Consider the following 13,477-nt stretch of genomic DNA (forward strand, 5'->3'; position numbering starts at 1 on the left):
CTTGTTGCCGTCCCGCTCGTCGACCAGGAAGACGGTGTTGCTCAGCGCGGTGATCTCCGAGACCGCCAGCTTCTCCTTGGGATCGTGCAGCGGGTGCCGCGCCAGGACGAGGTCTTCCCCGACCGCGAGCACTTCGGCCGCATCTTCTTCAACCAGGCGAACATGAGCGCCAAGGGCATCGCGCAGATCTCGGCGGTCATGGGCTCGTGCACCGCGGGCGGCGCGTACGTCCCGGCCATGAGTGACGAGACCGTCATCGTGCGCGACCAGGCCACCATCTTCCTGGGCGGGCCGCCGCTGGTGAAGGCCGCGACCGGCGAGGTCGTCACCGCGGAGGAACTCGGCGGCGGCGATCTGCACGCCCGCACCTCCGGCGTGGTCGACCATCTGGCCGACAGCGATCAGGACGCGCTGCGCATCGTGCGCGACATCATCGCCACCCTGGGCCCGAAGACCCCCGTGCCGTGGGACGTGGCGCCCACCGTGGATCCCATCGCACCCCAGGACGAGCTGTACGACGTGGTGCCGGTGGACCTGCGCACCCCGTACGACGTGCGCGAGGTCATCACCCGCGTCGTCGACGGCGGCGAATTCGCCGAATTCAAGGCCGAATACGGCCGCACCCTGGTCACCGGCTTCGCCCGCATCCACGGCCACCCGGTCGGCATCGTCGCCAACAACGGCGTGCTGTTCGCCGAATCCGCCATGAAGGGCGCGCATTTCATCGAACTCTGCGATCAGCGCAAGATCCCGCTGCTGTTCCTGCAGAACATCACCGGCTTCATGGTCGGGCGCGACTACGAGGCCGGCGGCATCGCCAAGCACGGCGCGAAGATGGTCACCGCCGTCGCGTGCGCGCGAGTGCCGAAGCTGACCGTGGTCATCGGTGGTTCCTACGGCGCGGGCAACTACTCCATGTGCGGGCGCGCGTATTCCCCGCGCTTCCTGTGGATGTGGCCCAACGCCCGCATCTCGGTCATGGGCGGCGAGCAGGCCGCCTCGGTGCTGGCCACCGTGCGCGGCGATCAGCTCGACGGCAACGGCAAGCCCTGGTCCGAGCAGGATCAGGAGGCCTTCAAGGCCCCCATCCGCGACCAGTACGAGGCGCAGGGCAACCCCTACTACTCGACCGCGCGGCTGTGGGACGACGGCGTGATCGACCCAGCGGATACCAGAACCATTGTCGGCCTGGCGCTTTCGGCGTGTGCGCAAGCACCGCTGGAGGACGTCTCCTACGGCGTCTTCCGGATGTGATCGAGATGATGAACAAAGCCCACCCCGTCGGCTTCGACACGGTGCTGGTCGCCAATCGCGGCGAGATCGCGGTGCGCGTCATTCGCACGCTGCGCACCATGGGAATTCGCTCGGTCGCGGTGTACAGCGACGCCGACGCCGATGCCCGCCACGTGCACGAGGCCGATGTGGCCGTGCGCCTGGGCCCGGCGCCGGCCCGCGAGTCGTACCTGGACATCGCCAAGGTCGTCGACGCCGCTGTGCGCTCGGGCGCGCAGGCCGTGCACCCCGGATACGGCTTCCTGTCCGAGAATTCGGCCTTCGCGGCCGCGCTGGACGAGGCGGGCATCGCCTTCCTCGGACCGCCCGCGCGCGCCATCGAGGTCATGGGCGACAAGATCGCCGCCAAGAACGCCGTCGCGGCCTACGGCGTGCCGGTGGTGCCGGGTATCGCCCGACCGGGCCTGACGGACGACGAATTGATCGCCGCCGCAACCGATATCGGCTACCCGGTGCTGGTCAAGCCGTCCGCCGGCGGTGGCGGCAAGGGCATGCGCCGCGTCGACGACCCGGCCCTGCTCCCGGACGCGCTGATCAGCGCCCGCCGCGAAGCCGGCGCGGCCTTCGGTGACGACACCCTGTTCCTGGAGCGATTCGTCAACCGCCCCAGGCATATCGAGGTGCAGATCCTGGCCGACGAGTTCGGCCACGTGCTGCACCTGGGCGAACGCGAATGCAGCCTGCAGCGCCGGCACCAGAAGGTGATCGAGGAGGCCCCGTCGCCGCTGCTGGACGCCGAGACCCGGGCCCGCATCGGCGCCGCCGCCTGCAACACCGCGCGCAGCGTGGACTACGTGGGCGCGGGCACCGTCGAGTTCATCGTCTCCGCCGACAATCCCGGTGAGTTCTTCTTCATGGAGATGAACACCCGCCTGCAGGTGGAGCACCCGGTCACCGAGTTGGTCACCGGCGTGGACCTGGTGGAATGCCAGGTCCGGATCGCGGCCGGGCAGAAGCTGTCCGTGCAGCAGTCCGACATCCGCCTCACCGGCCACGCCGTCGAGGCGCGGGTGTACGCCGAGGATCCGGGCCGCGGCTTCCTGCCCACCGGCGGCACCGTGCTGGAGCTGTCCGAACCCGAAGGCGACGGTGTCCGGGTCGATTCGGGCCTGCGCGTGGGCACCGTGGTCGGCACCGACTACGACCCCATGCTCTCCAAGGTCATCGCCTACGCCCCCGACCGGACCCGGGCGCTGGCGAAACTCGATACCGCGCTGCGGAACACCCGCATCATGGGTGTGCGCGCCAATATCGACTTCCTGCGCTTCCTGCTCGCCGACCCCGATGTCCGCGCCGGACATCTGGACACCGGTCTCCTGGACCGCCGCGCGGGCGACTTCACGCCCGCCCCAATCACCGACGAGCAGTTCATCGCCGCGGCGGTCCGGCTGTGGCTGCGGCGCTGGCCGAGCACCCCGGGCGACCTGTGGGCGATCCCGACCGGCTGGCGGCTCGGCGCACCCGCGCCCACCACCTTCCGGCTGGTCGGCGGCGATCGCACCGAACACGTGCACCTCACCGGCACCCCCGCCGACGCGCGGGTGTGGCTGGAGGACGGCGAGCAGCGTTCCCTCACCGCCACCTCGACGGACGGCGACGTGATCCTCACCCTGGACGGCCTGCGCACCCGGGTCGGCGTCGCCGCCCTGGACGAACAGCTCTGGGTCGCCGACGCCACCGGCGTCGCGCTGCTGCGCGAGGTCGCCGAGGCCGATATCCGCAGCGCCGGAGCGCATGTGGGCGATGCCGAGATCACCAGCCCGATGCCCGGCTCGGTCATCGCCACCCCGGTCGCCACCGGCGACGAGGTCGCGGCCGGAACCGCCGTCGTCGTGGTCGAAGCCATGAAGATGGAACACGCGCTCACCGCCCCGGTCGCGGGCCGGGTCGAACTTCTCGTCGCACCGGGTGCGCAGGTCCGCCTGGACCAGCCGCTCGCCCGCATCATCACCGCCGAAAACCAGGAGCACACGCCGTCATGACCGACTTCCTGTCCACGGGCACGCTGCCGGACGAGTACCGCGAACTCGCACTCACCGTGCGCGATTTCGCCAACCAGGTGGTGGCCCCGGTCGCCGCGAAACACGATGCCGAGCACAGCTTCCCGTACGAGGTGATCGCGGGCATGGCCGACATGGGCCTGTTCGGCCTGCCGTTCCCGGAGGAGTTCGGCGGCATGGGCGGCGACTACTTCGCGCTGTGCCTGGCGCTCGAGGAACTCGGCAAGGTCGACCAGAGCGTGGCCATCACCCTGGAAGCCGGTGTCTCGCTGGGCGCCATGCCGATCTACCGCTTCGGCAACGAGAAGCAGCAGCGGGAATGGCTGCCGCAGTTGACCTCCGGCCGCGCCCTGGCCGCCTTCGGCCTCACCGAACCCGGCGCGGGCAGTGACGCGGGCGGCACCCGCACCACCGCGGTGCTGGACGGCGACACCTGGGTCATCAACGGCAGCAAGCAGTTCATCACCAACTCCGGCACCGACATCACCCGCCTGGTGACCGTTACCGCCGTCACCGGGACCACCGACGGCAAGAAGCAGATCTCCACCATCCTGGTCCCCACGGACACACCGGGATTCGTCGCCGAGCCCGCCTACAACAAGGTCGGCTGGAACGCCTCGGACACCCATCCGCTGAGCTTCACCGACGTCCGGGTGCCCGCGGAGAACCTGCTCGGCGAGCAGGGCCGCGGCTACGCCAACTTCCTGCGGATCCTGGACGAGGGCCGCATCGCCATCGCCGCCCTCTCGGTCGGCGCGGCCCAGGGCTGCGTGGACGAGAGCGTCAAGTACGCGAAGGAACGCGAAGCCTTCGGCCGGCCCATCGGCAGCAACCAGGCCATCGCCTTCAAGATCGCCCGCATGGAGGTGCGCGCCCACATGGCCCGCACCGCCTACTACGACGCGGCCGCGCTCATGCTCTCGGGCAAGCCGTTCAAGAAGCAGGCGTCCATCGCCAAGCTCGTCGCCAGCGAAGCCGCCATGGACAACGCCCGCGACGCCACCCAGATTTTCGGCGGCTACGGTTTCATGAACGACTACGCTGTGGCGCGGCACTATCGCGACAGCAAGATCCTGGAAATCGGTGAGGGCACCACGGAGGTGCAGTTGATGCTGATCGGGCGGGAGCTCGGCCTGTGACGGACATCGAGGCCCGGCGCCGAGTGGTGCAGCGCGGACTGTGGTTCGAGGAATTCGAACTCGGCGTGGTGTACGAGCACCGGCCCGGCCGCACCATCACCGAGGCCGACAACGTGCTGTTCACGACGCTGACCATGAACACCCAGGCCCTGCACCTGGACGCGGCTTTCGCCGAGACCCAGGCGCCGTTCAACCAGCGCCTGGTGAACTCCATGTTCACGCTCTCGACCCTGGTCGGGCTCTCGGTCGCGCAGCTCACCCAGGGCACCATCATGGCCAATCTCGGCTTCTCCGACATCGCGTTCCCCAAGCCGCTGTTCCACGGTGACACGCTGTACGCGGAAACCGAGATCGCGGAACTGCGGGAATCCAAGAGCAGGCCCGGGGAGGGCATCGTGACGTTCGCGCACACCGGCCGCAATCAGCACGGCGACGTGGTGGCCACCGCCCACCGCAAGACCCTGGTGCGAAAGCGGCCGGCATGAACTGGGAGATGCCGGGGCCGGCCTGGCTGTTCTGTCCCGCCGACCGCCCCGAGCGCTACGGCAAGGCCCTGGCTGCGGCCGACGTGGTGATCATCGACCTGGAGGACGGCGTCGCGGAGATCGACAAGGCCGCCGCCCGCACCGCGCTCATCGAGCATCCGCAGGACCCCGAACGTACCGTTGTCCGGGTGAACGCGGCGGGCACGCTCGAGCACATGCTCGACCTGGATGCGCTGGCGCGCACCGACTATCGGCGCGTCATGCTGCCGAAGTGCGAATCGGCGGAACAGATCACCCAGCTGACCGACCATGACGTCATCGCGCTCATCGAATCCCCGCTCGGGGCCATGGCGGTGGGCCGGGCGCTCATGGTGCGCAACGCCATCGGCGTCATGTGGGGTGCGGAGGATCTCGTCGCGGCGCTGGGCGGCAACGCGTCCCGGCACGCGGACGGGAGCTACCGGGACGTGTGCCGGCACGTGCGCTCGCAGTCGCTGCTGGCGGCCAAGGCCTACGGGAAGCTGGCCCTGGATTCGGTGTATCTGAACATCCCGGACCTGGACGGCCTGGCGGCCGAGGCGCAGGACGCGATCGCCGTCGGCTTCGACGCCAAGGTCGCGATCCATCCGAGTCAGGTACCGGTCATCCGGCGCGCGTACGCGCCCGCGCCGAGCGAAGTGCAGTGGGCGCACCGGCTGCTGGCGGAGGTGCCCAAGCAGCCCGGGGTGTTCACCTTCGAGGGCCGCATGGTGGACATGCCGGTCATCCGGCAGGCCGAGCGGATCGTGCAGCGGGCGCAGACCGCGGAATCCGCGTCGTAGGCAGCGCAGCGTAGGAGGATTGACGGTGGAACCACAGTGGGTGCCGAGCACGGCGGATATCGCCGGTGCGCGGGTCACCGATTTCGCGGAATTCGTGCGGCGCCGAACCGGGGTACAGGCGCCGGACTACCGGGCGCTGTGGGAGTGGTCGGTCGCCGATCTGCCCGGCTTCTGGGGTGCGCTCTGGGACTACTTCGAGGTGGGCGAGCGCGGAGACGATGTGCTCGCATCGGCGGATATGCCTGGCGCGCGGTGGTTTCCGGGCACCGAGCTGAACTACGCCGATCAGGTGCTGCGCCGAGCGCGCACCGATCGGCCGGCCATTCTCGGTGTGGACGAGGTCGGCGGCGTCACCGAGGTGTCCTGGGCCGGCATGATCGGTGCGACAGCGGCTTTCGCGTCGGTACTGCGTGCGCACGGTGTGGTGGCCGGGGATCGGGTCGCGGGCTACCTGCCGAACATTCCCGAAGCGGTCATCGCGTTCCTCGCCACCGCGAGCATCGGCGCGGTGTGGAGTGCGTGCGGGCAGGACTACTCCGCCCAGGCCGCGCTGGATCGGCTCGGACAGCTGGAGCCGAAGGTGCTGGTCACCGCGGACGGGTATCGATTCGGCGGGAAGACGCACGACAAGACCGGTGACATCGCCGCGCTGCGCGCGGGACTGCCGTCCCTGGCCGCCACGGTGGTGGTGTCCCGATTCGGCGGGGATGTGCCGAACGCACTGTCCTGGAACGACATCGAGATCGCCGGGGAGTCGGCGACGCTGGTCACCGAACCGGTTGCCTTCGATCATCCGCTGTGGGTGCTGTTCTCCTCCGGAACCACCGGCAAGCCCAAGGGCATCGTGCACGGGCACGGGGGAGTGGTGCTCGAGCATCTGAAAGCGGTTGCGCTGCAGTCGGATATCGGTCCGGACGACACGTTTTTCTGGTACACCAGCCCGAGCTGGATGATGTGGAACTTCCAGGTCGCCGGACTTCTGGTCGGCGCGACCATCGTCTGCTACGACGGCAGTCCGTCGGCGCCCACCCCGGATGCGCTGTGGGCCATCGCGTCTCGCGTGGGCGCCACCGTCGTCGGCACGAGCCCCGGCTACGTGCTGGCCTGCGCGAAGGCCGGATCGGTGCCGCGGGTCGATCACGAGCTGTCCGCGCTGCGCCTGGTCGGCATCACCGGATCCTCGCTGCCGCCGTCCTCGTCACTGTGGTTGCGCGACAACGTCGGTGACCGCGTGCCGGTGGCCTCGATCAGCGGTGGCACCGATGTGGTGTCCGCGTTCATCGGTGGCGTGCGCACCGTTCCGGTGTGGCCCGGTGAACTCTCCGCGCCGTATCTCGGCGTGGCCCTGGAAGCCTGGGACGAATCCGGTAAACCGGTGCACGGGGAGGTCGGGGAACTGGTGATCACCGCGCCCATGCCGTCCATGCCGGTGGCGTTCTGGGACGACGCGGACGGATCCCGGTACCGCGACGCGTATTTCGACATGTACCCCGGTGTCTGGCGGCACGGCGACTGGATCACGCTCACCGAGCACGACAGCGTCATCGTGCACGGCCGTTCGGATTCCACCTTGAACCGGCACGGCATCCGCATGGGCAGCGCCGACATCTACCAGGCGGTGGAACGACTGCCGGAAATCGCCGAAGCCTTGGTCATCGGCGCGGAACAGCCCAACGGCGGCTACTGGATGCCGCTGTTCGTAACCCTGGCTCCCGGTGCGGAATTCACCGACGAGCTGAAGTCCCGCATCAATGCCGCCATCCGCACCGAGGTCTCGCCCCGGCACGTGCCCGATCAAATTCTCGAGGCCCCCGGCATCCCGCACACGCGCACGGGCAAGAAACTCGAGGTACCGATCAAGAAGATCTTCCAGGGCGCGGATCCGGCGAAGGTGGTAGCGCCCACCGCGGTGGACGCTCCCGAACTCCTCGACTGGTACGCCACGCTGCGCCCGCCGGCGAAGTAGCCGCCGCGGACTCAGTGCGTACCGGGTAACCGGCGGCGCCCGGTGCAGACCTCCGAGGCCAAATCCTCGTAGCCCACCGCCAATTCGGCGAGGTTCTCCCAGACCATGGCGAGATCCTTGCCGGTGGCGTGCGCCAGCGCGGCATAGGCGCTGGCGGTCAATTGCGCCAGGCGATCGATGACGGCGCCCATGGTTTCGGTGTGCACCCTGGCCGCGCCGTGCGAGGGCGGTAATTGCGCCGTCACCCAGCAGTCGATGACGCGCACCAAATCGGTTCGCATCAGCTCCAATTCGGCTAGATGCTCCGGAAGCGCGGCTAATCGCCGTTCGTGGATCTCGGTGAGATCGTGGGCAGCGCGTAGCACCGGGTGGCCGGGGGAGTGGGTGCCTCGGCAGGCGCGCAGCACCTGGGTCTTGCTCGGAAGTGTGTTCGCCATTGTGACGACTCCTCTACCGCGAACTGCGAATTCCGAAAAGACTAACCAGTGGATGTGACGGGAACATGACCTGTTTTCCAACAGGGAGATGTTGTTGTGGTGAGGACGAACCGGCGATTAACACCCCCGAAATCCACCGCTCGGTGACGAGTGCGGTTCGACCTCGGGCCTGCCTCGACGCCGGCGGCGGATGCGACGAAACCCCCAGGTGTCCCGGGGGTTTCGGTGTCTTCCAGCATGTGAACGATGACGGCCGTCCATATCCCCCTTAGAGGGTGAATTCGCCGCCTTCGACACCGGCGATGAACGCGTTCCATTCACCCGGGGTGAAGACCAGCGCCGGCCCGCCGGGGTTCTTGCTGTCGCGGACGCCCACTCTTCCGCTGGAAAGGCGTGCCACCTCGACGCACTCTCCAGAAGGCTGGCTGAAGCTGCTCTTCTTCCAGACGGCTGTGTTCAGTTCATCGTTCACGGTCGTACTCCTTCGTGATTATGAGGACGAGGCGTCGGCTTCGGTCCTCATCGAGTGCCTGCCCGTCCACATGGGGCGCAGGTGTTCGATTTCGAAGTGGTAGCCACGGTAGATGTGACAGGCGGCGGAAGCATCGGAACCACCAGGTGTCCTCGGGGTTTCGGTGTCTTCGGTATGCGGACGTTTACGGTCGTCCATCTCCCTCAGGGAGTGAATTCGCCGCCCTCGACACCGGCGATGAACGCGTTCCATTCGCCCGGGGTGAAGACCAGCGCGGGGCCGCCGGGGTTCTTGCTGTCGCGGACGCCGACGTGCCCTGCATCAAGGAACGCGACCTCGACGCAGTCTTGGGATGCCGTGCTCCGGCTGCTCTTGAACCATCTTGTGCCCGATAGGTCGATATTCACCGTGTGTACTCCTTCGCGATTTCGAGGACGAGGCGTCGGCTTTGGTCCTCATCGAGCGCCAGCCTGTCCATGCCGGTACAGGCGAGTCGATACTGGGCGACCTTATCGGGCTCCTTCAGGTACAGGCCGCCGGTGTAGCCCTGGACGAAGACGATCGGAGGGAAGGTCAGTTCAGCCTTTGCCCGAGGCGGGAACTCGAACATGACGAACGTCCCCGCGACGAGACCTTGGTACATGCGGGCGGACGAGGGGATGACCCGAATGGAGACGTTGGGCAGCTCCGCCATGGCGGCAAGGTGCTTCAGCTGCCCCTCCATGACGCTGTCACCGCCGTTGTTGCGCCACAACACACCCTCATCGATCAGCACCGACAGCCGAAGAGGGTTGTCCGACCGTGTGATTCGCTCCTGACGCTTCATAGCGACCTGGAGCATTCGCTCCGTTTCTCGAGATGACTTGTCCGGGAACTCGATCCAAGAGATCGCGCGACGGTATTCCAGTGTCTGGAGTTGGCCGGGTATGAAAGTGGTCTGGAAGGAAGTCAGCTTGTGGGCCGCGTTCTCCAGCCGGACAAACAGGTTGAATTCCTTCGGGATAGCGTCGGTGAAGTCGTGCCACCAGCCTTTGCCCTCGGCGGCCTCCTTGATCAACTCGAGGATGGCCTTTTTCTGGGCAGGAGGGGCTTCGAACAGGTCGCACAGCTTGGCGATCAGGACCGGGTTCAGACGCACCTCCGCGTGGCCGGACTCGATCCGCCACAGGGTGGGCCTGCTCATGCCGCTGTCCTCGGCTGCCTGCTCCATGGTGATCGAGGTGCCCTCGCGAAGGGCTCTCAACTCGAGGCCGAGGAGGATGCGGGGCAGAGCCGTCGATGATGCCATCTGACCGTCCTTACGGGAGGGCGTGTTTCGGCTGAAACCAGGATGACGGTTCAGGTGAAGCGACGCCGGGTTTTGGTGAAACTCATCAGCTGAAACGTTTCAGAAGCTCGACTCGCGGTGGTGGACTGTAGATGCGTCCGGAGTCGAGAGGTCCGAAACCGCACCTCACGCCTTCCTCTCTCTCGCCAGCTGCACCGAATGGTCACGCAGCCTGACGGGCCGGGCGCTCTCGAATCTTCGTCACGCATCTGGGAGGACGCGATAGCGATGATTACCGGCACCGGACGACTCAAATGTGAAGATCCCGGCTCGGCCCAGCTGGCCGAGGCTACGAAAATGATTGGGCTGCATCAGGATTGCGGTGATTCCTGCATGGTGGCGCTGCGTGCTCGTCAGGCGCTCGGAACGAATGTGCTGAGCGCCCGGGTAGGCGGTGTCGAATGACGCGGCCGTTCACGCTGATCCGGGGCGGCAGTGCCTCGTCGCTGCGCGTGGTCGAAACCGTGGTGGAACTACCCGCCCGCGAGGCCGCCGTGGCGGTCATCCACGAGGCGTTCGTCGCCCTCGACGTGGACGAGTCGGAGGAGTGGCTCGACCATGTGCGGCGCAGCAAAGGACTGCACTGGCGTTCCGGCATGACAAAACCGACCGCGAGGGACTTGATCCTGATCGACGAGGACAACGAATGCCCGGTCGGCCACATCATCGAGGACATCGATGAGAGCCCGGTCGACGTGGTGCTCGTGTCCGCGCTGGCGGATCTGTGCGGGGAACTGGAGAGGCTGCGCGAATACGTCGATGTTCTTGTCGCGACCGGGATCCGGTACCCCCGCCGGCGGCCCACCGTCGCTCAACGCCCCGTGCTGAGGGTGGTGGACTGATGTACCTCGATGAGAGCCAGGCGAAGCTGCTCAAGGCGCTTCGACGGCATCCGGGACTCATATGGGATCTGGCTAACCAGTGGCGCTGGCAGCAGATCAAGACCGACTAGACGTGGCAACCGTGTCTGCACCACCTTGGAGCGGTAATCGCCCATATCCCGTTTGCTGTCGGCGGTCTGTGATTGGGTACCCAGATGGTTTCGGAAGCGGCGGTCACGTACTCCACGGTGCGGCGCGGACTCCGCGCCTCCCGAGTGGCGATTATTTTCGACGGGGACGAGCACTGGTCACATTGGGCGAGACGTGCGGTGTACCTTGCCAACTCGATCTGGGGCGGTGCGGGGTTCGTCTTCGTGCCGCACCACGGCGGCGAGGTGGCACCGTCGGTTTTGCGGGCGGTCCGGACCTACGATCCGGACCATGTGGTTACCTTTGCCCGGGAGCTCGTCGATTTCGAGTACCTGATTCCTGACCATCTACAGATCCGGAATGTGGACGGACAGCTCCTGACCGGCCGAGACCGGCTTCAGGAGCTGACTAGCGAGCACATCGACTGGGAAACCCACACCGAATCCGATCGCCAGGCACGCGACCAGGTCGCGGCAGCGTGCTCCCCGTACAAGCACGCACACTCCAATGGCAGCGACACCGTTGTCCGGCAATTGGGCTTTCCTGTAGACGATTTCCCCAAAATCCGTTTCATGCCGGGGCTGGCGGTGACGAACTGTATTCAGTGTCCCCCGAATTGGGGCGGGCTGCTCGGAGTGGCCGTAGCGTCGCATGCCGGACTCGTCGACCCTCCGAACCCGGCCGCTATTGAACCCGAAATCGACGACCACACCATGCTCCGGCTTACAGAGTGGCTGATGGGAACCCGGCCGCTCGGCCCGCAACGATTGGCCCGACTTCCGTTGGACGGTGCGTCGCTGACCGATATCGGCCAGGCATGGGATTACACCATGACCAGTCTGGTGGAGGTCTCTATCGCGCACACCCCGTCCTGCCGGACGTTGATTGTGGTTGGGGACACGCCGGAGGATTTCGCGCTGAACCGATTGTGGCAGAACACCTATGGGCGCAGTGTGTGGTTGCCCAGTCCGCTCTGCAGCATCGATCAAGATCAGCTTCCATCCGTAGTCGCCGCCGGCCTTGCCCGAATCTTCGACCACGCCCGCTCCGAGCCTGCAACGGTGCTGGTTACCTCGGCTTCCCTGACCCAGCCGAAACTGGATGCGGTTCTGGAACGCTTCCGACTGGCGGCCCGCGGTCGGCAGAGTGGAGGAGGCGACCCCGGCGAGATCGGTCAGGCGGTGCTGGCTGAGGATCTGACTTGGCCGCAGCGGAATACAACACACCTGGCGATCCGCGAGCAGTTCGACGACGGACTCACCCTCCCGACCGAGGTCGACTCATCGGGAACGAGAACAATGCTGACGCCGCTGCCACCACCGCTGCTCGATGACAAGCTCCTCGCCGAACACCGTTCTCTCACATGGCACGTCGACATCACTTGGATGGACGGCCCATCGATCGACGGTGGTGGACTAACCAGTCGGGATCTCATGCCTAAAACCGACGGACTCCCCACCACAGTGGTGCGCAGTTCACGACACGGGGCTTCGTACCCGTCGAAACGATACGACCTTGTCGTCAGTGGCATCCCGGTCGTCAACCGACTACCGCGCCCAAGGCTTCGCCACCTGAGCCTGGCGTCCTGGGTGGATGCACAGTTGGCGAAGCAGAACCTCAGCACGAAGCTCAGTTCAGCGGGACAGCGAACAGCCCAGCTCACCCGGATGCTCGGCGGGCGTTCCGGACTCGTGGAGTTGTTCGCAGGTCCGCTGCTGCCGGCACTGCGAAGGATGGACGCGAAGGCCGCCCGCACCGCAGACTGCTATCCACACCATGAAGGAGTGAGGATCCGCGCCCACTACGGCGTACTCAATTTCTCTGGATTCGTTGCCCTTTCCGCAGGCAGCGCCGAGGAGGAGGTGCGTGAGCGTCTCGATTTCGCATTGCGAGCAGGCGTGATTCGGCGTGGGCTGGTTCTCCGGTGCGCGGTCTGCACCGAACTTCAATTCCAGACAATCGACAAACTCGGCCAGAGCTGGGTATGTGAACGCTGCGATTCCAACAGCGATCTCGGCCTTTCAGCATGGAGAATGCCACTGCAAGAACCAGTCTGGTTTTACGACCTGCACCCAGTAGGCAGGCAGCTTCTTGACGACAATGGCGACGTCCCGATCGCCTTGGCCGCCCATCTTTCCAGCACGTGCGAATCCGTCGACGAGTACATGGACCTGGCAGAGATCGAGTTCGTAGGCAACAGGCGAGCCGAGGTAGAGGTGGATCTGGTGGCGTACGTCGAAGGTTCCTTGATCGTCGGCGAGGCGAAGAGCGCTGCGCAATTGTCCCGCCGGACAAGGGCGCAACGACACGCAGAGATAGTTAAGAAATGCCGGGCCGCTGCGTGGATCGGGGCCGACGAGCTCATCTTCGCCACATCCACCCCAGCGTGGACCGACCAGGCCGAAAGCGACATCCGCAGCGCGACAACAGCATTCGAATGGCCATCACTGGGCGCGCCGCGGATTCGCTTGATCGCCGGACTCGACCCGTCTGAGACCACGACCTCAACACTTCTCCGTCTCTAGAGTGTTTCGTGCAGTCTCGTCACGACGAGAACCTGCGGACC

12 protein-coding genes and 1 pseudogene are annotated in these 13,477 nt (G+C 66.4%); 9 read left to right on the forward strand and 4 right to left on the reverse strand.

The genetic code is table 11. The annotated features are described in order from the left end of the window. Nucleotides 1-93 precede the first annotated feature (93 nt). From ACWDOP_RS35770 to ACWDOP_RS35795, 6 genes and pseudogenes are all read left to right on the forward strand, one after another. Nucleotides 94-1,254 (forward strand): annotated as a pseudogene (locus ACWDOP_RS35770) (carboxyl transferase domain-containing protein); the annotation flags it as partial. A gap of 5 nt (nt 1,255-1,259) precedes the next feature. Beyond that, complete coding sequence (locus ACWDOP_RS35775) at nt 1,260-3,275, forward strand: acetyl/propionyl/methylcrotonyl-CoA carboxylase subunit alpha (protein ID WP_456348605.1); 2,016 nt, start codon at nt 1,260-1,262, stop codon at nt 3,273-3,275. After that, a complete protein-coding gene (locus ACWDOP_RS35780) occupies nt 3,272-4,432 on the forward strand; it encodes an acyl-CoA dehydrogenase family protein (RefSeq protein WP_379002422.1) in 1,161 nt (386 codons plus the stop codon). Before ACWDOP_RS35775 ends, ACWDOP_RS35780 begins: the two co-directional genes overlap by 4 nt. A 5-nt stretch (nt 4,433-4,437) precedes the next feature. Beyond that, nucleotides 4,438-4,917 carry a MaoC family dehydratase gene (locus ACWDOP_RS35785; protein ID WP_456348622.1) on the forward strand — a complete coding sequence of 160 codons (480 nt, stop codon included), beginning with the start codon at nt 4,438-4,440 and terminating at the stop codon, nt 4,915-4,917. Continuing rightward, on the forward strand, nt 4,914-5,738 hold the full coding sequence (locus ACWDOP_RS35790; protein ID WP_454201677.1) for an HpcH/HpaI aldolase/citrate lyase family protein: 825 nt from the start codon (nt 4,914-4,916) through the stop codon (nt 5,736-5,738). Before ACWDOP_RS35785 ends, ACWDOP_RS35790 begins: the two co-directional genes overlap by 4 nt. 25 nt (nt 5,739-5,763) lie before the next feature. Then, nucleotides 5,764-7,704: an acetoacetate--CoA ligase gene (locus ACWDOP_RS35795; protein WP_456348606.1), complete on the forward strand. Its 1,941-nt coding sequence runs from the start codon at nt 5,764-5,766 to the stop codon at nt 7,702-7,704. Nucleotides 7,705-7,715: 11 nt separating this feature from the next. Here ACWDOP_RS35795 and ACWDOP_RS35800 read toward each other — a convergent pair whose 3' ends face one another. The 4 genes from ACWDOP_RS35800 to ACWDOP_RS35815 all read right to left on the reverse strand — a co-directional run bounded on the left by ACWDOP_RS35800 (nt 7,716) and on the right by ACWDOP_RS35815 (nt 9,901). Further along, complete coding sequence (locus ACWDOP_RS35800) at nt 7,716-8,141, reverse strand: DUF4254 domain-containing protein (RefSeq protein WP_456348607.1); 426 nt, start codon at nt 8,139-8,141, stop codon at nt 7,716-7,718. A 268-nt stretch (nt 8,142-8,409) separates the two neighbouring features. Next, complete coding sequence (locus tag ACWDOP_RS35805; RefSeq protein ID WP_456348608.1) at nt 8,410-8,613, reverse strand: DUF397 domain-containing protein; 204 nt, start codon at nt 8,611-8,613, stop codon at nt 8,410-8,412. Nucleotides 8,614-8,816: 203 nt separating this feature from the next. Further along, nucleotides 8,817-9,020: a DUF397 domain-containing protein gene (locus ACWDOP_RS35810; protein WP_456348609.1), complete on the reverse strand. Its 204-nt coding sequence runs from the start codon at nt 9,018-9,020 to the stop codon at nt 8,817-8,819. Further along, nucleotides 9,017-9,901, reverse strand: coding sequence for a helix-turn-helix domain-containing protein (locus tag ACWDOP_RS35815; RefSeq protein ID WP_456348610.1), 885 nt, complete (start codon nt 9,899-9,901; stop codon nt 9,017-9,019). The genes ACWDOP_RS35810 and ACWDOP_RS35815 overlap by 4 nt, the downstream gene beginning before the upstream one ends. 198 nt (nt 9,902-10,099) lie before the next feature. Between ACWDOP_RS35815 and ACWDOP_RS35820 the strand changes: the two genes are divergently transcribed. The 3 genes from ACWDOP_RS35820 (at nt 10,100) to ACWDOP_RS35830 (ending at nt 13,436) form a co-directional block, all read left to right on the forward strand. Continuing rightward, nucleotides 10,100-10,345, forward strand: a complete 246-nt coding sequence (locus ACWDOP_RS35820) for a hypothetical protein (RefSeq protein ID WP_456348611.1) — start codon at nt 10,100-10,102, stop codon at nt 10,343-10,345. Continuing rightward, entirely contained in the window at nt 10,342-10,782 is a 441-nt protein-coding gene (locus ACWDOP_RS35825; protein WP_456348612.1) for a hypothetical protein, read from the forward strand. The genes ACWDOP_RS35820 and ACWDOP_RS35825 overlap by 4 nt, the downstream gene beginning before the upstream one ends. 194 nt (nt 10,783-10,976) lie before the next feature. Then, nucleotides 10,977-13,436 carry a hypothetical protein gene (locus ACWDOP_RS35830; RefSeq protein ID WP_456348613.1) on the forward strand — a complete coding sequence of 820 codons (2,460 nt, stop codon included), beginning with the start codon at nt 10,977-10,979 and terminating at the stop codon, nt 13,434-13,436. Nucleotides 13,437-13,477: the final 41 nt, after the last annotated feature.

The organism is Nocardia sp. NPDC003693 (assembly GCF_053981095.1).